Source organism: Bacillus sp. FSL R5-0709 (assembly GCF_038004785.1).
GTDB classification, from domain to species: domain Bacteria; phylum Bacillota; class Bacilli; order Bacillales; family Bacillaceae_G; genus Bacillus_A; species Bacillus_A mycoides.
Genome location: NZ_JBBORT010000001.1, coordinates 5207308 through 5229758 on the forward strand (window position 1 = coordinate 5207308; position 22451 = coordinate 5229758).

Annotated in this window: 19 protein-coding genes and 4 tRNA genes; 3 read left to right on the plus strand and 20 right to left on the minus strand. The window is 35.3% G+C overall.

What is annotated here, in order from left to right; translation table 11 throughout:
- The first annotated feature begins 152 nt into the window (after positions 1–152).
- Entirely contained in the window at positions 153–713 is a 561-nt protein-coding gene (locus tag MKX37_RS26730; RefSeq protein ID WP_002130171.1) for a DUF1836 domain-containing protein, read from the plus strand.
- A gap of 42 nt (positions 714–755) precedes the next feature.
- Here MKX37_RS26730 and MKX37_RS26735 read toward each other — a convergent pair whose 3' ends face one another.
- Together MKX37_RS26735 and MKX37_RS26740 are read right to left on the minus strand one after the other, a co-directional pair.
- Positions 756–2201: a DEAD/DEAH box helicase gene (locus MKX37_RS26735; protein WP_002130172.1), complete on the minus strand. Its 1446-nt coding sequence runs from the start codon at positions 2199–2201 to the stop codon at positions 756–758.
- Positions 2202–2430: 229 nt separating this feature from the next.
- Positions 2431–3462 (minus strand): acyltransferase, encoded by a 1032-nt coding sequence (locus MKX37_RS26740; protein WP_002130174.1) that lies wholly within the window; start codon positions 3460–3462, stop codon positions 2431–2433.
- A 237-nt stretch (positions 3463–3699) separates the two neighbouring features.
- On the opposite strand from MKX37_RS26740, the gene guaC reads away from it, so the two are divergent.
- Both guaC and pepF read left to right on the plus strand, forming a co-directional pair.
- Entirely contained in the window at positions 3700–4683 is a 984-nt protein-coding gene (guaC, locus tag MKX37_RS26745; RefSeq protein ID WP_002068771.1) for a GMP reductase, read from the plus strand.
- 138 nt (positions 4684–4821) lie between these two features.
- On the plus strand, positions 4822–6639 hold the full coding sequence (gene pepF / locus MKX37_RS26750) for an oligoendopeptidase F (RefSeq protein ID WP_002167285.1): 1818 nt from the start codon (positions 4822–4824) through the stop codon (positions 6637–6639).
- Between the two features lie 36 nt (positions 6640–6675).
- Here the strand turns inward: pepF and MKX37_RS26755 are convergent, their stop codons facing one another.
- From MKX37_RS26755 to MKX37_RS26840, 18 genes are all read right to left on the minus strand, one after another.
- Entirely contained in the window at positions 6676–7554 is an 879-nt protein-coding gene (locus tag MKX37_RS26755; protein WP_002016446.1) for a radical SAM/SPASM domain-containing protein, read from the minus strand.
- A 180-nt stretch (positions 7555–7734) separates the two neighbouring features.
- Entirely contained in the window at positions 7735–8214 is a 480-nt protein-coding gene (gene rlmH, locus MKX37_RS26760; RefSeq protein ID WP_002130178.1) for a 23S rRNA (pseudouridine(1915)-N(3))-methyltransferase RlmH, read from the minus strand.
- Between the two features lie 59 nt (positions 8215–8273).
- A complete protein-coding gene (locus tag MKX37_RS26765) occupies positions 8274–8459 on the minus strand; it encodes a CxxH/CxxC protein (RefSeq protein WP_002035001.1) in 186 nt (61 codons plus the stop codon).
- Between the two features lie 53 nt (positions 8460–8512).
- Complete coding sequence (locus MKX37_RS26770) at positions 8513–9700, minus strand: S1C family serine protease (RefSeq protein WP_002035000.1); 1188 nt, start codon at positions 9698–9700, stop codon at positions 8513–8515.
- A 63-nt stretch (positions 9701–9763) separates the two neighbouring features.
- Positions 9764–10558, minus strand: a complete 795-nt coding sequence (locus MKX37_RS26775; protein WP_002167283.1) for an MBL fold metallo-hydrolase — start codon at positions 10556–10558, stop codon at positions 9764–9766.
- Positions 10542–11378 (minus strand): two-component system regulatory protein YycI, encoded by an 837-nt coding sequence (locus tag MKX37_RS26780; RefSeq protein WP_002167282.1) that lies wholly within the window; start codon positions 11376–11378, stop codon positions 10542–10544. The genes MKX37_RS26775 and MKX37_RS26780 overlap by 17 nt, the downstream gene beginning before the upstream one ends.
- On the minus strand, positions 11359–12696 hold the full coding sequence (locus MKX37_RS26785; RefSeq protein ID WP_078421765.1) for a YycH family regulatory protein: 1338 nt from the start codon (positions 12694–12696) through the stop codon (positions 11359–11361). Before MKX37_RS26785 ends, MKX37_RS26780 begins: the two co-directional genes overlap by 20 nt.
- Complete coding sequence (gene walK / locus MKX37_RS26790; RefSeq protein ID WP_002130184.1) at positions 12693–14528, minus strand: cell wall metabolism sensor histidine kinase WalK; 1836 nt, start codon at positions 14526–14528, stop codon at positions 12693–12695. The genes MKX37_RS26785 and walK overlap by 4 nt, the downstream gene beginning before the upstream one ends.
- 3 nt (positions 14529–14531) lie before the next feature.
- The gene (walR, locus tag MKX37_RS26795) at positions 14532–15239 is read right to left on the minus strand and encodes a cell wall metabolism DNA-binding response regulator WalR (protein ID WP_000971867.1); all 708 of its coding nucleotides are present in this window, start codon (positions 15237–15239) and stop codon (positions 14532–14534) included.
- Between the two features lie 282 nt (positions 15240–15521).
- Positions 15522–15594: transfer RNA gene (locus tag MKX37_RS26800), tRNA-Phe, on the minus strand.
- Positions 15595–15635: 41 nt separating this feature from the next.
- Positions 15636–15711 (minus strand) — tRNA-Asp (locus MKX37_RS26805).
- Positions 15712–15733: 22 nt separating this feature from the next.
- Positions 15734–15805, minus strand: a tRNA-Glu gene (locus tag MKX37_RS26810).
- A 13-nt stretch (positions 15806–15818) separates the two neighbouring features.
- Positions 15819–15894: transfer RNA gene (locus tag MKX37_RS26815), tRNA-Lys, on the minus strand.
- Positions 15895–16048: 154 nt separating this feature from the next.
- Positions 16049–17338, minus strand: a complete 1290-nt coding sequence (locus tag MKX37_RS26820; RefSeq protein WP_003192712.1) for an adenylosuccinate synthase — start codon at positions 17336–17338, stop codon at positions 16049–16051.
- 216 nt (positions 17339–17554) lie between these two features.
- Complete coding sequence (gene dnaB / locus MKX37_RS26825; RefSeq protein WP_002016457.1) at positions 17555–18916, minus strand: replicative DNA helicase; 1362 nt, start codon at positions 18914–18916, stop codon at positions 17555–17557.
- Positions 18917–18943: 27 nt separating this feature from the next.
- Positions 18944–19390: a 50S ribosomal protein L9 gene (gene rplI, locus MKX37_RS26830; RefSeq protein ID WP_002130186.1), complete on the minus strand. Its 447-nt coding sequence runs from the start codon at positions 19388–19390 to the stop codon at positions 18944–18946.
- Complete coding sequence (locus tag MKX37_RS26835) at positions 19387–21360, minus strand: DHH family phosphoesterase (protein WP_002016460.1); 1974 nt, start codon at positions 21358–21360, stop codon at positions 19387–19389. Before MKX37_RS26835 ends, rplI begins: the two co-directional genes overlap by 4 nt.
- A gap of 78 nt (positions 21361–21438) precedes the next feature.
- Positions 21439–22374 (minus strand): YybS family protein, encoded by a 936-nt coding sequence (locus MKX37_RS26840; protein WP_002130187.1) that lies wholly within the window; start codon positions 22372–22374, stop codon positions 21439–21441.
- Positions 22375–22451 lie beyond the last annotated feature (77 nt).

The following is a 22451-nucleotide window of genomic DNA, read 5'->3' on the forward strand; positions in this document are numbered from 1 at the left end:
CATATAATTACATGTAGTTTTCATAACTACATGTAATTATATACATATTATCCGTGCGGGTCAACATTTACAATTCATTTGTTTCGTAATACCATATTTAAAGATATACTAAACATTAAGTTCCACTAAGTTATAAAAGTGAGGGGTTCTACGTGGAAAATATAAATAAATTACTTGAATCATTACATTTAGAAAAAAGTATTAAACTTGAGGATATCCCAAATGTCGACTTATATGTAGACCAAGTTGTCCAACTATTTGAGAATACTTATGCGGATACAACGAGAACTGATGATGAAAAAGTATTAACAAAAACAATGATTAACAATTACGCAAAAGGGAAATTATTCATCCCTATCAAAAATAAAAAGTATTCAAAAGAACATATGATTTTAATCAGCTTAATTTATCAATTAAAAGGAGCTCTTTCCATTAATGATATAAAAAGCTCCTTAGAAAATATAAATGCACCGTTAATAAACGATGCTACATTCGAATTAAACACTCTATATAAAGATTACCTTTCTCTTACTGACACCAATGTGGAAAGCTTTAAGCAAGACGTGAATAACCGTGTTAAGGAAGTAAACGAGGTTTCTTCCTTAGAAGATCCAAAGCTAGAAAAGTTTTTATTACTAACATCCTTCGTGACTATGAGTAATATGTATAGACGTTTAGCAGAGAAACTAGTTGATGACCTCAAAGAAACTTAAACAAAAAACTATCCACCTGTTAGAGGTGGATAGTTTTTTTGTTTACTTAATTGCTTCATGAACCTTTAATTGTTTCCCTTTAATCGTTGTGTTTTTCATATTTTTTAAAACAAGTGGTCCTTTTCCATTTAATATTTCAACGTAAGAAACATTGTCTTGTATTGTAATAATTCCTATATCTTCTGCTGTAACACCTTTAATTTTAGCAATTGTACCGACGAAATCTACCGCCCTAATTTTCTTTTTCTTCCCGCCATTAAAGTACAATTTCATAATTCCTTTGTTTAGGTCTGCATTTTTATCTTTCTTTATAATTGGTTTAGCATGTATCTTTTCCTCAAATACTGCTTTCCCTTTCATAACTTCTTCTTTTGAAGGTGCAAGTGCCTTTGGAATTTCAAAGCCAATGTACTCCTCAATCTCTTCTAAAAATCTATTTTCATACGGCGTCATGAATGTAATAGCTTTCCCGTTATTACCAGCTCGTCCCGTTCTTCCCGTACGATGTACATAACTTTCTTTTTCTAATGGAATATCATAGTTAATAACATGTGTAATATTATCAATATCAATTCCTCTAGCAGCTACGTCTGTCGCTACTAAATAACGGAACTTTCCTTTTCTAAAATCGTCCATAACTTCAAAACGATCTTCTTGTACCATACCACCATGTATTTTGTCACAAGGATAGTTAACCCGCTTTAACTGCTGAAATACGTGATCTACATTTTCTTGCGTACGGCAAAAAATAATACAACTATCTGGATTCTCAATCGTTGTTACATCTTTAAGAAGTGAAAGCTTCTCCTCTTCTCTCATCTCAAAAAGTGTATGTTCAATTTTATCTGTTGTAATCCCGGTGGCCTTAATTTCAATATGCGTTGGCGAATCCATATACGTACGAGATAACTTTTCAACATCTTTTGGAAGTGTTGCTGAAAATAGCATTGTCATTCGTTTTTTAGGTAATTCGTCAATAATTGCCTCTACTTGATCGATAAAACCCATATTCAGCATTTCATCCGCTTCATCAATAACTAAATACTTCAAACACTCTAAAGAAAGGGTACCTTTTTCAATATGATCTAACACACGGCCAGGAGTCCCAACTACAATATGTGTTTTTTGCTTTAACTCTAATTTTTGACGTGCAAATGGAGATTTACCATAAACTGCAGCGGCCTTAATTCTTTTGAAACGACCTATATTCGTAATATCTTCTTTTACTTGCACCGCAAGCTCTCTCGTCGGTGTTAAAACTAAAGCTTGTGGCTTATTCTCTTCCCACTCCACCATTTCACAAAGTGGTATGCCAAATGAAGCGGTTTTTCCACTTCCAGTCTGTGATTTCACGACAAGGTCTTTCTTTTGCAAGGCAACTGGAATAACCTCTCCTTGCACTTCCGTTGGATGTTCATATCCTAAACCAGTAAGTGCTCTTACAATTTCTTTACTTAATGCATAATCGGTAAAACTTCTTTTACTCATGTAATAACCTCATTTTATTCTGTATTTAATAATTATATTTTTTATTCCCCTACATTTAATTATACTAAGAGGATATATCAAACTAATATTTTTAATTCGCTAAAATATCAACTTAACCTAAGTATAACTCTTTTTATATTGTTTTTTAAAACAACATAATAAAGGACAGTCTTAATAATAAGCCTGTCCACCTACATAACGAAAAATATTTTATTTTCAGATTTTTCCTTTACGGAACTAGCCTTTTTACAACCGGTATTCTTTGCAATACTAAAGTTATTAACATACTAAGGACAAGTGTAATAATTACATTTATAGGTATTGCCAATATTGCATGTACATGTGCATTCACCTTTGGAATGACTATGTATAGATAATTATTTAATAAGAAAAAGTGAAGAATATAAATCCCAAGACTTGCTTGGTTTATGCCACGTAATAAAAATGGCAATTGCCTTTCTGAATTTTGGAAAGCATATTTAAAAAAGACAAATAACCCAATTGCCATAAGTACAACACCTGGCGCAAAATATTCATACCAATATTGATCCAGCTGTCCATTTGCTTTCAATGTATAATGGTATGTCATAAAGAATGTACCAATACATCCTACAACTCCCCCAATATAAGAAATATTCCGCCATTTTTTCGCAATATCATAATTTGATAAGTAATAACCAAGTAGAAAATATCCTACATAATTTGTAACATAAAATAATTCAATATTAAAGTTGATAGGATAATAATAGTTTACTAGTTTAACTATTACAGATGCATATAGCCATAAAATTAAAAAATATTCTATCTCTCTCTTCTTAGCATTTTTCACAAATACTTTCAGTAAAGGTGCGATTAAATATATTCCTACAATCATATATAAGAACCATAGATGTAACCCGATACTATTTGTTAAAAAGTACTTTATCCCTTGCTTTAAAGAAGCCGGAAAATACCCTACGCAAGCCCCATAGATGTAAAATATAGCACTCCAACCTATAAAAGGTATAATCACTTTACTTGCACGTTTCTTTAAAAATTCCCCAATAGAAGTATCTTTTGTTCCCTTTAATAATAGGGCTCCACTAATCATTACAAAAATTGGTACACTAGCACGCGAAAGTGAGTCGTAAAAATTACCAGCCAGCCAACGCGACACGTTATTTGAATCTAACGTAGAAACATAACCAGCAGCAACGTGAATTGTAACGACCGCAATTGTCGCTAATACACGTAGCCAATCCATATACACTAATCGTCCCATAAAATCTCCCCTAAATTAATATATTTCTCTATTATTCTCCCTACATAATTCTACAGTAATCGATTACACATTAAAATACATTGTAGCCATATAAATCCAAAAATATTAAATAAGCTTTATTTTTTAAAATTAAACATTAAAACCTTTGACTTATTACTAAAAATACTGTAAATTATCATTTGGACGAACGTTCTTAAGTGAACCATGTAAAATATTCGTATTTTAGGGGTGTAAATGATGGAAAACGTATTTGACTATGAAGATATTCAATTAATTCCTGCAAAATGTATTGTAAATAGCCGATCTGAATGTGATACAACTGTCACTTTAGGAAAACATAAATTTAAATTACCTGTCGTACCTGCAAATATGCAAACGATTATTGATGAAAGAATCGCAACTTATTTAGCTGAAAATAATTACTTCTATATCATGCATCGTTTCCAACCAGAGAAACGAATTTCATTCATTAGAGATATGCAATCACGTGGATTAATTGCTTCAATCAGCGTTGGTGTTAAAGAAGACGAGTACGAATTCGTACAACAATTAGCTGCTGAGCAACTTTCACCTGAATACATTACAATCGATATCGCACATGGTCACTCTAACGCTGTGATCAACATGATTCAACATATTAAAAAACATTTACCAGAAAGCTTCGTTATCGCTGGAAACGTTGGAACTCCAGAAGCGGTAAGAGAATTAGAAAACGCTGGTGCTGATGCAACAAAAGTTGGCATTGGACCTGGTAAAGTTTGTATTACTAAAATTAAAACAGGCTTTGGAACTGGCGGTTGGCAGCTAGCTGCACTTCGCTGGTGTGCAAAAGCTGCAAGTAAGCCAATTATCGCTGACGGTGGTATTCGTACACATGGCGACGTAGCTAAATCAATTCGATTTGGAGCAACTATGGTTATGGTCGGTTCTCTATTCGCAGGTCATGAAGAGTCTCCAGGGGAAACAATCGAAAAAGATGGCAAACTTTATAAAGAGTACTTCGGTTCAGCTTCTGAATTCCAAAAAGGTGAGAAGAAAAACGTTGAAGGTAAGAAAATGTTCGTTGAGCATAAAGGTTCTTTAGAAGACACTTTAATCGAAATGGAACAAGATCTTCAATCTTCTATCTCTTACGCTGGTGGAACAAAATTAGACGCAATTCGTACTGTAGATTATGTAGTCGTGAAAAACTCTATTTTCAACGGTGACAAAGTATATTAATTTATAAATTTAACTAGAAGGACAAGCATTTTTTATGCTTGTCCTTCTTTTTCATGTATAAAAATGTAAAATATTTTCATTTCACTGAATTTTCTAGTATCATGTTTTTAGATACTTATAATAAGGGGGATATAACAAATGAAAAATGTAATTGAGAAACGCCTTATTCGCGCGGAAGTCTCTACTGAATTGACATGGGACCTTTCTGATTTATACGAATCTGATAAAGAGTGGGAAACTGCATTACTTGTATTAACAGACGATATAAAAAAACTTGATGCATTTAAAGGACAATTACACACTAGCCCCGCTACCTTATTAAATTGCCTACTTTTAGAAGAAGAGCTTTTAATGAAGTTAACAAAACTCGGCGCATATGCAAACTTAAAAGAATCCGTTGATCGTACAGATTCAGTTATTCAAGCGAATTCTTCCAAAATTTCCGCTCTAGGAACGAATGTACATACCGCACTTTCCTTTATTCATAACGAAATTCTCTCATTTGAGGAGGGAATAATTGAAAAATATTTAACTGAGGAAATAAAACTTGAACCTTTCCGTAAATCATTACTAGAGATACTCAAAAAGAGGCAGTACACTCTCTCTCCTGAAACAGAAGAAGCTCTTGCTGCACTCGGCGAAGTTCATAGTTCACCCTACAAAATTTACGGCATGACTAAATTAGCCGATATGGATTTCCCTTCTATACAAGATGAACAGGGAAATGATTTGCCTGTATCGTTTGCATTATTCGAAAGCAAATATGAATTTTCTCCAAGCGCATATATACGTAAAAAAGCATATTCATCATTTGTTTCCACATTGAAACGATATAAAAATACAGTTGCAACAACATATGCTACTGAAGTAAAAAAACAAGTGGCGCTTTCTCGTTTGCGCAAGTACGAGTCCGTTACCCATATGCTTTTAGAGCCTCAAAAAGTTCCACTTGAAATGTATAACAACCAACTAGATATTATTTATAACGAATTAGCGCCTCATATGCGCCGTTTTGCAGATTTAAAAAAGAATGTATTAGGGCTTGATCAAATGCTTTTCTGTGACTTACATGCACCGTTAGATCCTGAATTTAATCCAACAATCACTTACGAAGAAGCTGGCAAACTCATTCAAGATTCTTTAAAAGTATTAGGAAATGAATATAGTTCCATTATCGAAAAGGGCTTCAAAGAAAGATGGGTAGACCTTGCAGATAACGTAGGAAAATCAACAGGTGCCTTCTGCTCTAGCCCATACGGTTCTCACCCTTATATTTTAATTACATGGCAGGGTACGATGCGCGGGTGTTTCACATTAGCTCATGAATTTGGACATGCTGGTCATTTTTATTTAGCAAATAAAAATCAGCGTATTATGAATGTGCGTCCATCTATGTACTTCGTTGAAGCTCCATCAACAATGAATGAATTACTATTAGCCCAGCATTTACTTGCGACTACTGAAGATAAGAGAATGCGCAGATGGGTTATTCTGCAACTACTCGGCACATATTACCACAACTTCGTTACCCATCTACTTGAGGGAGAATATCAAAGAAGAGTATACGCTCTAGCAGAAGAAGGGCAAGCACTCACAGCTACAACTTTAACTGAAATAAAAACGAAGGTCCTTTCGACATTCTGGGGAGATTCCGTAGAAATTGATGAAGGCGCCGGTTTAACATGGATGCGTCAACCTCACTATTATATGGGCTTATATTCTTACACATATTCTGCGGGACTAACTGCTTCTACCGCTGTAGCTCAAATGATTAAAGAAGAGGGACAACCTGCTGTTGATCGCTGGCTTGATGTACTCCGTGCAGGCGGTACAATGAAACCACTGGAATTAATGAAACACGCTGGAGTAGACATGTCAAAACCAGATGCAATCCGTAAAGCCGTTTCTTACGTCGGTTCCTTAATTGATGAATTAGAACGTTCTTATCAAGAATAAAAATAAGCCCTCGCTTTATGAGGGCTTATTCTATATTTACTTTCCAAATCTTTTGCGGTATCCGCACTTTCTACATAGTTCTTCTACTGCAACCCTTTTTGAAAATCCATCTACAATATTGTTCGCTCTTTCACCTTCAATAATATTAGAGAATGAATCATTATTAATATTTCCAAGATTAATAATTCCCTCACCATCTAGACAACAAGGAATAACTGTTCCGTTCGCTAAGATTCCAGCCTGATTTCGAAGACCATGACAGAATCCTTTTCCATCATCCTCTTCTTCATGCAATGCCGGCCACTGGAATTCATAGTCTTGATTAATAAAGACACGTTCCGCAATTTTTATACCTTTTCCCGGTGTAAGCTTCTCTTCAATTTGATAAGATAGATCAAATTCATTTTCAATTATAGATAATAAATCCCTATTTTTTTGGATTTCAGCATTTGTTTTATTATCCTGAGTTAAATTCCATAATCTTAGTGAAACGATTAAGTCCGATTGACTTGTTGCCTCTCTAATGAAAGAAAGTATACTCCTTACATAGCCCTCTTTATCTTGCGAACCTGGGTGTCCATCAAAACTGTGCAGTGAAAAATTCATTTGTCTTAACGCAGGCTTATTTAACAGTCTATGCCTTCTCTTATTAATTAACGTTCCGTTCGTTGTAATATTAACTTTAAACCCTTTTTCATGGCTTAAATCTAATAGTTGATCTATTTTCGGATGGAGCAACGGCTCACCCTTCACGTGCAAATAAATGTAGTCTGTGTGAGGTTTAATTTGGTCTAATCTTTTAGCAAAATCCTCTACAGAAATGAATTGCTTCTGCCTTTCCGTCGGCGGACAAAAGCTGCACGCAAGATTACATACACTCGTAATCTCCAAGTAAAACTTCTTAAACTTCTTCACCTTTAATTCCTCACTTCTATGACTACTTATACTTTTTCCCTCTTCATATTACAGCATATTTTTTTAGAAATAGAAACATACTTATTTTAGGAAATCTACATACCATCTATTAATGTTTAAAAGACCATCGGTGATTTTTGTCCAATGGTCTTTTTTACTCTTTATATACAAATGAAAAATTTATTTATGATACGGTTCACCACGATTAATCCGAAACGCTCTATACACCTGCTCAAGCAATACTAATCGCATTAATTGATGTGGTAATGTCATCTTCGAAAAAGAAAGAGATTCGTTTGAACGCTTCATTACTTCAGAACTAAGCCCCAGTGATCCACCAATTACAAATGTAATCTTGCTCTTTCCATATGTAGCAAGGCGATCTATACTTACCGCAAATTCTTCTGATGATTTTTGTTTTCCTTCTATAGCTAACGCAATGACATGCGTATCATCAGAAATTTTATCCAGTATACGAATACCTTCTTTTTCTTTTACAATTAACATTTCTGCTGCACTTAAATTTTCTGGTGCCTTTTCATCTGGCAATTCAATTACTTCTACTTTTGCGTAAGAAGATAATCGTTTTAAGTATTCTGCTATACCTTGTTTTAAGTATTTTTCTTTTAATTTTCCGATTGAAATAATCGAGATATTCACATTTATTCCCCACCTTACAAACACGTTATCCACAGGACTTATCCACATATCCACAAATGTTACCCACATATTGTGTGAGAATCTGTGTTCGATACAACATATGTCGCCTCATTTTGACAAAATTCACATGTTTTTTTCTCTTCTTTAGAGTTATCCACATTGTTAATAACCGGTGCGACTTCACACTCATCCACAATGATATCTAATGCTAATTCAACATGTTCTAAACAACAAGGTAAATTCATATTCCTCACCTCACTTTTCTACAATAGAAAACAGGAGGTAGGCCCTCCTGTTTTTAATACTTTTGAATGCCTAATTTCACCGTTGTTGTCGCTCGTTTTGTACCACGATAAAACGTAAGAGTCATTTTATCATTAATTTTTTTATTATATAAGGCCGTGCGGAACCCAATAATATCGTGCACCGCTTTTCCATCTACCGCCACAATAACATCATGTTCTCTAAGACCCGCATCCGTACCTGGCGAAGGACTTTTCACATCTAAAATGCAGACTCCTTCTGTTACGTTACCTGGTAAGTGTAATGTTTTTGACCAATAGTAACTCGGAATCTCATTTAATGATCTTAGTTCAATCCCAACGTAAGGTCTTCTTACTTTACCGTACTTTTCTAGTTCATTCATAATAGGAACAGCTCTCGTAACTGGAATAGCTAATCCAATTCCTTCTACTTCTTTTGCTGCAATTTTCATTGAGTTAATACCTATTAATTGTCCCGCTACATTTACAAGCGCTCCACCACTATTACCTGGATTAATTGCCGCATCTGTTTGCAATACTTCTACTTGCCAATCGTAATGTCCATCTTGATCTAAATCTACAGGAACAATACGCTCATTAGCCGAAATAATACCTTGTGTGACAGTTCCGGAAAATTGTAATCCTAGTGGATTTCCAATCGCAATAACTGGTTCTCCTCTACGAACGGTATTAGAGTCGCCAATTTCAATCACTTTCTTCACATGCTTCGCATCTATTTCTAGTACAGCTAAGTCCGTGACTACATCGGTTCCTAATACTTTACCTGGAATTTTCTTACCGTCACTTAAGCTCACTTCAATACGATTCGCCCCAGCAACAACGTGGTTATTCGTTACAATATACGCATGTCCATCTGTTCTCTTATAAATCACACCAGAGCCTGTACCAGCTTCCGAATCAGCCTCCGAAAAATTGTCTCGTTGAATATTAATAACACCAACAACAGCCTCTGAAGCACGATCCACAGCGTCTACAAAGCTAATCTGTTTAACAGGAACATTTCCACTTTGAGCTTCAGCCATATTTTTTTCACTTGCTTCAGCTTGCGGAAGCTTACCTGCATGATTTGAAAATAAAGGCGCTCCAAATGCAAATAATGAAGCCCCTACAATTGTCCCCGCTATGCTAGAAATGACAATACCTTTATGTTTCTTTTTGCCTGCACGTTTAATACGATATTTTTCTTCATCAATAAAGGACATATTTGTTCACCTATCTTCCTGAAAACAACTATATTCACCTTTATTGTTTACTAAAATGAAGAATTATACGTATTGAATTTTCGTAGGCACTTTTTGATCTGTATCATGTATTTCAAAGGATTTTCCAACCCCAAAACCTTTTTCTTCTAATACTTGTGATACAGACATACGCGCTAATTCTTTCATGTTATTATCTAAGCTTAAATGTGCTAAATAAATGTGTTTTGTCTCATCTGTAATAACATCAGCCATCGCTAATGCAGCGTCCTCATTACAAACATGACCAACGTCGCTTAAAATACGTCGCTTAATGCTCCATGGATAGCGTCCCATACGAAGCATTTCCACATCATGATTGCTTTCAAACACGAAAGCATTTGCTCCCTTAATAACACCTTTCATACGGTCACTTACGTAGCCCGTATCTGTAATAAGAGCTAACTTTCTATTATTGTTATGAAAAGCGTAAAACATCGGTTCCGCCGCATCATGAGAAACACCAAATGATTCAACTTCAATATCTCCAAATGTTTTCACGTCTCCTACTGAGAAAATGAATTTTTGATCAGTTGGGATATTACCTATTAAATGTTCCATTGCATTCCATGTTTTCTCGTTCGCATAAACAGGTAAATCATATTTACGCGCCAATACACCTAATCCTTTAATGTGATCACTATGCTCATGTGTTACAAGAATACCTGATATGTCATTTATATTCAGTTCAGCTTGTTTAAATAAAGCCTCTGTCGCTTTACCACTTAAACCTGCATCGACAAGCAGTTTTTTTTCATCTGTTCCTACATATAGCATATTCCCTGTACTTCCACTTGCAAGTACACTAAAATGCATGCTCATTCTTTCTCACTCCATTATGTTCTTCCGGCACTTGAGTTTCCCCTAATTCCATAACTTGTCCTTCAATTGCATTCACAAAAAAATCCTTTTTTTGTTCTGTCTTTAAGTTCCATGTTGGAGCAAGCACTTGTATATTAGAAGAAGACTCCGCAAGAGTCGCATATCCAATCTGCGCCTCTTTCACGTGCGTATTTTCTGCAATTTTATTTTTCAAATATATATTTTCTAAAGCTGTTTGAGCAGTAATAATCTCTTGTTCTTTCGTCTTTTCGCTTTCGCCCATTTCCTTCAAATCCGTTAACATTGTTTGTGTATATGAAATAAGCTCATTTTTTTCATTTAAATCTACAACAATCATCGCACGATTATTGTAGAAGATTGGTTTATCTTTATACTTTTGAAAGAAGTAAATTTTTGAGTCCTTTATTGCTCCAAACTCATATTTTTGTCCATCCAGCACATAATTTTTCAAAAACTCATTATACTTATCTTTTGACAATGATTTTGTATTTAAAAAAGGCTCTTTTAATTTACCCTCTATTTGATATTCGTCTTGCACATGCACTGTCTGATTTTTTAAAGATTCCACATCTTCTTCTTTGAAACCCTTATTTTTCGCCATTATAAATGACTCTTTTTTCGGTTCTTTAGGAAAATTTCCCATAGTAATTTTTTCAGCTTTTAATTGTTGATCAATTTTCGTTTCCGTCACAAGTTCTAATTGATTACTATCTTGCTTTTGAATGAACTGAAAGATAAGAAAGAGGTCTAAAACAAAAAAGGTCACAATAAATATGGTTTTAATTCGATCCCAATCCATTTAGTCCCCCCTCACTCCACTCATATATTTGTTGCTTACCATCTTCTTCACATTTTACATACCATATCGGCTGTAAGACAGCGATTCTCACATCACTGATGGACGGTTCCAATGACATTTTATAACCAATACCAACATCCTGAATTGATTTTTTATCAATTCCTGGATTATTCTCTAGTGATGTCATCACTGTACGACCTGATGCTAGAGAAGTTGTTTGTTGTTTACTAGGCAAAGTAATACTGAACTCAAAAAAGGGTCTTTCATACTGCATAATTTCACCTGAACCCCATACTTGTTTTAATTCCGCTATTCCATTTGCATTAAATACAGGCAAACCATCCTCATATAAACGGAATGAAGTTTTCCTCCCATTAATATAATCAAAACGATAGGACTTCAAGGATCCACTATGCCCACTTACAAAGTCAAAACTTTTTTGTAAAATTACCGCATTATCCGTAGATTTATCACCATGTACAGCAGAATTTTTATATTTCAACATTGCATCCGACTTATCAATTTCCATAGAACGGATGCCATCTGTAAATGTTTCCTTTGTTTTCTCAGAAATAGGACTTAAATAACGTGGATCACTAAATAAAGCATTTTTAAATGGATCCACTTCTAGTTTAGCTGTAATATACTCTGCCTTACTTAATTCCGTAATTCCCTCTGGTAAAAAAAGTTTTTTTGTATCATTTATTTGATACTCAAAATATGGTCTTGCTACTGTTATAAGTTGATTTTGAGCATTTATAATATCCTTTATATAAGCACCACTTAATGTTGCTTGATATATTTTATGAGGAGTATCATAGGAAACAAAGCTAACTTTAATTTCTTGATCCTTACTTCTAGAAGGATCAATTATAATACGATTAAAACTTCTGTTACTTTCTATGTTTTTATCTTTAATATTAAACATATTTTTAATCGTATCTAACGGGATATTTGTAGGAAAAACAAATTCAATTTTTTCTTCTCCGTGTACATAAGACAGAAAATCACCTTTAGGGACTGTCCACGTTATTTCCTCGAAATTATGTAATTCTCCGTTTTCAAGAATTTTATAAATCGAATCCACATTTTCCTTCTTTTCGCTTACATAATGATTTTTCTCTTTATGAATAACGACAGAGGATGGGCGAACAACCTCCGAAATCTTTATCGTATTTATCTCTTCGTTACCTTGAACGAACTTTGTATTTTGCATAGAAGTAGAATCAGGAACATATGTCCACAAGTTAAAAGTAAGAAATAGACTAATGACAACCAAATTAATTAGAACTATCGTTTTAAAGTTTTCCATACTCATTCCCAATCGTCCTCTTCATCTGTCGCCATTGGCAATGTGAAATAAATAGTTGTCCCTTTTCCTTCCTCACTTTTCGCCCAAACCGAGCCGCCATGTGCCTCAATCATTTCTTTCGCAATGGCTAACCCAAGACCTGTACCACCCATTTGTCTCGAACGCGCTTTATCTACACGATAAAAACGTTCAAATATTTTATCTACATTTTCTTTCGGAATTCCCATTCCTTGATCACTCACACTAATCTCTAATAACTCCCCGCGGTCACGTAGGCGATATGTTACTGTACCACCTTCTGGCGAATATTTTAGTGCATTGGAAATAATGTTATATAAAACTTGTGTAATTTTGTCTGTATCCATATCAATAAATCGAGATTTTTTAGAGAAAGATCGTTTGAAGCTTACATTTTGCTCTTTAGACATTTCAAAACGATCGATAACGTTATTAAAGAAATCCGTAAAGTCGACCCATTCCTTCATTAAGCGATGTTCTGTACTATCTAGTTTAGATAGTTGTAACAATGCATTTACAAGCCTGATCATTCTTTCCGTTTCCTCTTGTGTAACCGTTAAAAATTGCGGTGCAATATTTGGATCTTGCCATGCTCCATCAGTAAGTGCTTCTAAGTAACTGCGCATCGTTGTTAACGGCGTTCTTAACTCATGAGATACGTTCGCAACAAACTCACGGCGCTCTTGTTCTATCCGCTCCTGCTCTGTTACATCATATAATACAGCAATTAAACCATTTGCCTTCCCTGTTTCTTTTTGAATAACAGAGAAACTAGCACGTAAAATATATGGTTCATTTCTCGTACTAAAATCTAATAAAACTGAATCAGGCTCTTCATATAAATGATCCAGTGTAAATTCTTCTTGTATTCCTAGCACTTCTAACACTGATTGATCTAGCGCCGTTTCACGCGAAACATTTAACATCTTTTCCGCAGGATCATTTAATAAAATGATATCCCCTTTTCGATCAGTAGCAATTACTCCATCTGTCATATGTGATAAAACGGATGATAATTTTCGTCTTTCACTTTCTGTGGAGGAACGAGCTTGTTGTAATTTTTTAGATAAATTGTTAAAAGATAATGCTAATTGTCCAATCTCATCGTGACTATGCACCTTTACTTTTCGCGAATAATTTCCTTTCGCCATTTCAATTGCTTGTCTTCGCATATCTGAAATTGGTCTCGTAATTGTTTGAGCCAATAAAATTCCAAGTACAGCTGTTACTAATAAAGCAATTACTGTCCCCGTTGCGAAAATTTGGTTGATGTCCTTCATTTGTTTATACACATCTTCCATAGATGCAACGATATGAATGACACCAAGTACCTCTCCGCCAGGCTCTTTTAGAATAGGGGTAATCATAACTTGAACTCGATGACCTGTATTTCCATCTTTCTCAATCTTTGACTCTGGTTTCTTTTGTACCATTACCCGTTGTACAGCTGTATCTGCTGACGTTCTTCCTACCTTATTTTGCTTAGACCCGTCTGAAATTGCCATTAATTTTTTAGTAGCATCAATTACACTTACTTCTTGAATATCTTTCTTACGATCTGATGCGAATTTTTGAATCGAGTCATTAATAGCTTTATCTACTGATTCTGTTTTAGGACGTTCTTTTACAAACTCTTGCTTCAGGTTATAAGAAAGTAGATTTGTTTGCTGCGTTAAGGAATCTTGAAAGCCTTTTACAAGGCTTTTTTCTAATTCCCTGACGAAATATACACCAATTACTTGCATTGCTATTAATATTAACAGCATATATATGAGCACAAATTTTAAATGAATAGATTGAAAAAAACCAACTTTCTTCATATACTATTCCTGTTCTGGGTCACGCAAGTAATACCCTACTCCACGTCTAGTTACAATTAAAGTAGGATGACTTGGATTATCTTCAATTTTTTCGCGTAAACGACGTACTGTTACGTCTACTGTACGTACATCTCCAAAATAATCATAACCCCAAACTGTTTGTAATAAATGTTCACGAGTCATAACTTGACCTAAATGCTTCGCTAAATAATGTAGTAATTCAAATTCACGATGTGTAAGCTCAATGCTTTCTTCACGCTTTGTTACACTATAAGCGTTCGAATTGATAACGATTGGTCCAATAACCATTTCGGTATTTTCTTCTTTCTCTGCAGCACCACCCTGCTGATGGCGACGTAAATTCGCTTTCACACGAGCAAGTAGCTCCCTCGTACTAAATGGCTTCGTTACATAATCATCTGCCCCAAGCTCAAGCCCTAATACTTTATCAATTTCAGAGTCTTTTGCTGTAAGCATAATAATTGGCATTTCTGAGCTTTTACGTATTTCACGACATACCTCTAAACCGTCTTTTCCCGGTAACATAATATCTAATAAAACCATATCTGGCTGTTCTTCATTTGCTTTTTCAATCGCCTCATCACCATCATGCGCCATTACAATTTCAAAACCTTCTTTTTCTAGGTTGAACTTCAAAATATCCGCAATTGGCTTTTCATCATCAACTACTAAAATTTTCTTTCCCATCATCGTCTATTTCCTCCTTATAAAAATATGATCAATAATCCTCAAACATATTGGTGTTTCTATAGTATGTTCCTATATGACAACAATCTTAGTCTAAGTATTTCTCCTCTATTCTCATAGACTCATGTATCATCCACTTTTACACAGAATCCTATACGATCTATAGAAAAACCTCTAGCTTCAACTGCTAGAGGCTCCTCATTCTATTGTAAAATAACTACCCACATTTGTAAAACTGGACAAAATAAAAAGGATATTAAGTGGGCCCACTTAATATCCTGAGAGTGGCTCGGGACGGAATCGAACCGCCGACACGAGGATTTTCAGTCCTCTGCTCTACCGACTGAGCTACCGAGCCAAAACTATATATAAAACCACTAATGGTGGTATAAACAAAAGTGGCGGTCCCGACCGGGGTCGAACCGGCGATCTCCTGCGTGACAGGCAGGCATGTTAACCACTACACCACGGGACCAAAAATGAACATAAAAAAAACATGACCCGTACGGGATTCGAACCCGTGTTACCGCCGTGAAAGGGCGGTGTCTTAACCACTTGACCAACGGGCCACGAAAAATAAAATGGTGAGCCATGAAGGATTCGAACCTTCGACCCTCTGATTAAAAGTCAGATGCTCTACCAACTGAGCTAATGGCTCATACTCACCAACGTCATATTTTCGTGACGACAAGACATATCATAACATGCTATCTTTCATTTTTGCAATACCTTTTTTTATTTTTTTATAAAAAATAAGAAAAAACTCATAAAAATATGAGTTTTTTCTTAAAAAAATCAATTTTTTATATCAATTAAGCTTCGTATACGTTACGAACGATATTTGTTTGATTACGATCTGGTCCAACCGAGAACATAGATAATTGGATTCCTGTTAATTCAGAAACACGCTCTACGTATTTTCTTGCATTTTCAGGAAGCTCATCCAATGATTTCACAGCAGTAACATCTTCTGTCCAACCTGGAAGCTCTTCATATACAGGCTCACATTTCGCTAAAATGTTTAAGTTAGCTGGAACTTCATCGATAACTTCGCCATTGTATTTGTAAGCAACACAAATTTTAACAGTTGGAATACCTGTTAATACATCGATAGAGTTTAATGATAAATCTGTTAAACCACTAACACGACGTGCATGTCTTACAACAACGCTATCGAACCAACCTACACGGCGTGGACGACCCGTTGTTGTTCCGTATTCACGACCAACTTCACGAATTTGGTGACCGATTTCATCATTAAGTTCAGTAGGGAATGGACCATCACCAACACGGCTTGTATATGCTTTACATACACCTACAACGCGAGTAACTTTCGCAGGACCGACTCCAGTTCCAACTGTTACACCACCAGCAATTGGGTTAGAAGATGTAACGAACGGGTACGTACCGTGGTCGATATCAAGCATAACACCTTGTGCACCTTCAAATAATACACGATTATTGTTATCTAGTGCATCATTTAATACGACAGATGTATCGCATACGTAATGTGCGATTTGTTGTCCGTATTCGAAGTACTCTTCAAAGATTTCTTCTACGCTGAAACCTTCTGTATCGTACATTTTTTCAAACAAACGATTTTTCTCCACTAAATTACGCTCAAGCTTCTCTTTAAATGCTTCACGGTCTAAAAGATCAGCCATACGGATACCAATACGAGCAGCTTTATCCATATATGCAGGACCGATACCTTTTTTCGTTGTACCAATCTTGTTATCACCTTTACTCGCTTCTTCTAATTCATCTTGTTTTAAGTGATAAGGTAAAATAACGTGCGCACGGTTACTTACACGTAAATTATCAGTACTTACACCACGATCGTGTAAGTATTTCAACTCTTCAAGTAATGCTTTCGGATCTACTACTAAGCCATTTCCGATTACACAAATTTTCTCTTTATAGAAAATACCAGATGGAATTAAGTGTAATTTATATTTAACTCCGCCGAAAACAATTGTATGTCCCGCGTTATTTCCACCTTGATATCTTGCAACTACTTCCGCATGCTCAGAAAGAAAATCAGTGATTTTACCTTTTCCTTCGTCGCCCCATTGTGTTCCTACAACTACTACTGAAGACATTATTAAAGCACCTCCGCAATTTTCAAACGATCTATTCAAACAATATAATTGTACCAAAACAGAAAGAGAAGTCAACCAAAAAGCGAACATTTTTTTATCGAAAAACGTTTTCGTTCGTAAGAATTACATATTCACCTTATGAAAGCCCTATCTTTTATATAAAAAAAAAAGAAACACATCTTATTATAAGAAATGTGTTTCTTTTTTATACTGCCTTTATGCATGCGGTGCATGTCCATCCTCAAAGCGGCGTTCTAAGTTGACGAATTTATTAAATTCCTTAACAAACGCAAGCTCTACTGAACCTACCGGACCATTACGTTGTTTTGCAATGATAATTTCAATTGTATTTTTATTTTCTGTTTCACGGTCATAGTAATCTTCACGATATAGGAAGGCTACAATGTCAGCATCCTGCTCGATACTTCCTGATTCACGAATGTCAGACATCATCGGACGTTTATCTTGACGGGATTCTACACCACGAGATAACTGCGACAAGGCGATAACAGGTACTTGTAATTCACGTGCAATCCCTTTTAATGTACGAGAAATCTCAGATACTTCCTGCTGACGGTTTTCTCCTGATTTCCCACTTCCTTGAATAAGCTGTAAATAGTCAATCAAAACCATCCCAAGACCTTGCTCTTGCTTTAATCTACGACATTTTGCTCGAATCTCATTTACTTTAATCCCTGGTGTATCATCAATATATATACCAGCATTAGAAAGGCTACCCATCGCCATTGTTAATTTCGCCCAATCATCAGAAGTTAATGAACCGGTACGAAGTCTTTGTGCATCAATATTTCCTTCTGCACAAAGCATACGCATAACAAGCTGATCAGAGCCCATCTCTAAACTAAAAATCGCTACATTTTCATCAGTTTTCGTCGCTACGTTTTGCGCGATATTTAGTGAAAATGCAGTTTTTCCTACCGATGGACGCGCCGCCACGATGATTAAATCATTTCGCTGAAAACCTGCGGTCATCTTATCTAATTCAGTAAATCCAGTTGGTATCCCGGTAACTTCACCCTTTTGATTATGCAAAAGTTCAATTTTATCATAAGCATCTACAAGAACATCTTTAATGTTTTGGAATGCTTTTGCATTTGTTTGGTGAGATACTTCTAATATTTTTTTCTCAGCCTCATTTAAAAGGCCATCCACATCATCTTCTCGCTCGTATCCATCCGATACAATATGAGTCGCCGTTCGAATTAAACGACGTAAAAGTGCCTTTTCAGCGATGATGCGTGCATAATATTCTACATTAGCAGCTGTTGGAACAACTTCTGCTAACTCTGCTAGATAAGAAACCCCACCAACTTCTTCTAGTAATCCTTGATCAGCCATCGCTGATGTCATTATTACTAAGTCGATTGGTTCTCCCTTATCAGACAACCCAAGCATGACTTCAAAAATCTTTTGATGTTTCGTTCGATAAAATGAGTCAGGTACCAATAGTTCCGATGCTGACGTTAACGCATCCTGATCAATTAATATGGCACCTAAGACTGCCTGCTCAGCTTCTATATTATGCGGAGGGGTACGATCAGCCATTACATCACTCATGCGCAATCCTCCTTGCTTAATTTATTTTTATTGTTCACTAACATGAACTTTTACTGTTGCTGTTACTTGCGGATGCAATTTCACATTGACGTTTGTATAACCTAATGCACGGATTGCATCATCCATTTCAAATTTACGTTTATCAAGTTTAATCTTGTGTGACTTTTGCATCACATCTACAATTTGTTTACTCGTGATAGAACCAAATAAGCGGCCACCTTCTCCAGATTTCGCCTTTACTTCTACAGTTAATTTCTCTAATGTTTCTTTCAGCTCTTTTGCATTCTCAACTTCTGCTGCTGCATCTTTTTCCTCTTTGCGCTTTTGAGCATCTAAAGTTTTCATACTGCTGTTTGTCGCTTCGGCAGCTAACCCCTGTTTTAGTAAGAAATTATTTGCATAACCGTCTGGTACGTTTTTTATTTCTCCTTTTTTACCTTTACCTTTTACGTCTTTTAGAAAAATTACTTTCATGATTGTGTGCCTCCCTGTAAATAGTCATCAATAACAAATCGAAGCTTCTCCTCCGCTTCATCTACTGTAACATTTTTCATTTGTGTGGCTGCATTTGTTAAGTGCCCGCCACCTCCTAAATTCTCCATAATTAGCTGTACATTCAATTCACCTAAAGATCTACCACTAATTCCAATGAAATTTTCTCCGCGTTTTGCAATAACAAACGATGCAATGATACCTGTCATTGTCAATAATGTGTCTGCTGATTGTGCAATAAGTACTTGGTCATAATATTCATCACCATCAACTTTAGCAATCGCAATTCCATTTTTATAAATGTACGCATTTTTAATGGCTTTTGCAACTCGTAAATACTGACCCATATCTTCTTTTAAAAGTTCTTGTACAAGTACAGTGTCTGCGCCATGCGAGCGTAAATAAGAAGCGGCATCAAATGTACGAGCGCCTGTACGGAATGTAAAACTTTTCGTATCAACAATAATACCAGCTAACAATGCCGTTGCTTCTAACATTGTCATCTTTAAATTTTTCGGTTGATACTCAAGTAATTCTGTAACAAGCTCTGCCGTTGAAGAAGCGTATGGCTCCATATAAACAAGTAATGGATCTTCAATGAAATCTTCCCCGCGGCGATGATGGTCAATAACTACTACATTTTCAATCTTGTGTAACAGTTTTTCCTCCATCACCATTGAAGGTTTATGTGTGTCAACAACAACAAGTAATGAATCATCATTTGCAAATTCCATCGCTTGCCCTGGTGTAATAAAATGTGACCATAACTCTTCATTTTGTTTCACTTTATCCATCAAACGTTTGATTCCTTTATCAGAATCATTTTCATCTAATACAATATATCCTTTGCGCTCATTTAATTGAGCTACCTTTAAAATACCAATCGCTGCACCAATCGCATCCATATCAGGAGCTCTATGCCCCATTATAATGACATTACTGCTTTCTAATACTAAATCCTTTAATGCATGCGAAATAACCCTAGCACGTACACGAGTACGCTTTTCAACCGGATTCGTCTTACCACCGTAAAACTTAACTTTACCCGTTGCTTGTTTAATAGCTACTTGGTCTCCTCCTCGTCCTAATGCAAGGTCTAAACCAGATTGAGCCATCGCTCCAAGCTCTGATAAAGGTAAATCACCTGAGCCAACACCAACACTTAATGTAAGTGGTATATTCCTTTTTGATGTTTCTTCACGCACTTGATCCAAAATACTAAATTTCCCTTTCTCCATTTGCGCTAAAATACTTTCATTTAGTACAACGAAGAATCTTTCTGAAGATGCACGTTTCAAATATGCACCATACTTAACGGCCCATTCATTTAGACGTGACGTCACAAGACTTGTTATATTCGTACGTAATTGGTCATCTAATCCTTGTGTAACTTCATCATAGTTATCTAAATAAATAACAGCTAAAACAGTGCGTTGATCTTCATACATCTTTTCAATTTCTGTTTGTTCCGTTACATCAAAGAAATAAATTAGCTTTTCTTCTTTCCTTACAAAAACACGAAACTTTCGATTATTTAAAGAAACTATATCGTCAGAAGTTTCCCCCTTAATAAAAAGGAGTAATGTTTCTGATACATCGTAAAGGTGCCAACCAGCTAATGCATGCTGCCCCAAACATGATGATAAATAAGGATTCGCCCAATCAATTCCATAATCCTTATTGTATAACAAAATACCAATTGGCATTTGGTTAAATGCTTCATTACTCACTTTCTTTACCCTTGTAATCATATCTGTCGTATGTTTTTCAAAATTCCTTTGAAAAGTAAGTTCGAATCGTATAACGAAAAAAAGCACAATACAAAAGATAAAAAAGGCTGATATCCCCATAATTAAATGAAAGTAACAGAGGAGTGAAATTAGCACGAATACAAAAAATGCCAATACGTAAACAGGATATAAAAACCACTGTTTCTTATAAAATTCAGGCATGTATACAACTCCTATAAAGTAAAACTAACTCACTTTCCAGTTAGTTAAACAAATTAAAATAGTGTAAGGAATATTATTTTATTCCCCTATTTTAGAACGCAATGAAATCCCTAAATCAATTATACCTAAGATTGTTACAAGAGGAAACATCATCGGAATAAACATGCAGACAATAAAACTAATAATAGGAACACCTTTCGTAAAACCTTTGCTATGCGCTATAAAAGCGATAAATGTCAGACCTTGCAGTACTAGTAGTAAAGCAAATATGACATATAAATTAGAAAATACCATATGTAAATATGATGTCGGTTCTACTTTTATAAAAGTTGATAGCAAAATAAATATAACGTAATACCAAACAATACTCTTTGGTAATTGTATATCTTTAAATTTAGGCCAAGGTATAACGTCATGCTTTAGTTTTCTCAAAACACTACCTGATATCATAACTGTAATCCAAGAAAAACATACAGAAACCATCACAAGCAAACTTGGGAATAACGTTTGTAACACATCATTAAATTGTGCAAATAATTCTTTTTGCTCTTTACTAATAGGCATACCCGCAGCAGTAACTATCTTTTCACTTTGCGCCATACTTTCATTAAACATATTTTGCATTTGCTTCATTAAATCTATGTTAAAAAACTTTATACTCGCAACATAAATGAGCATAATACCAATTAAGTACGCAAGCGTCCCCGCCATTAAAGTTTCTACCGGCTTTTTTCGTTTTTTATACATATATCCTAAAACGATACCTATCAATCCAAACATAGTTGTCTTTACTAGGTTCATCGGCTGACTGACAATAACAGTAATAAAAAGCGCCGCAGTAAAAACTATAAAGGCGTTAGATAATCTATATCTTATCGTTAGCAATATAAATGGCAATGGCAACGCAAACGTTACAACTGTACCTAAAATTGGAACATACATAGATATAAGCAATAACATTGCATATATCGCTAACAGTGCTGCACCCTCAGTAATAAATTTCGTATTCTTCATCATCTAACCTCTCTTTCAAAAAAAGAAAAGCATAGCAAAATGCACAGTAGAGTCCGACTCTACTGTGCATTTCATAC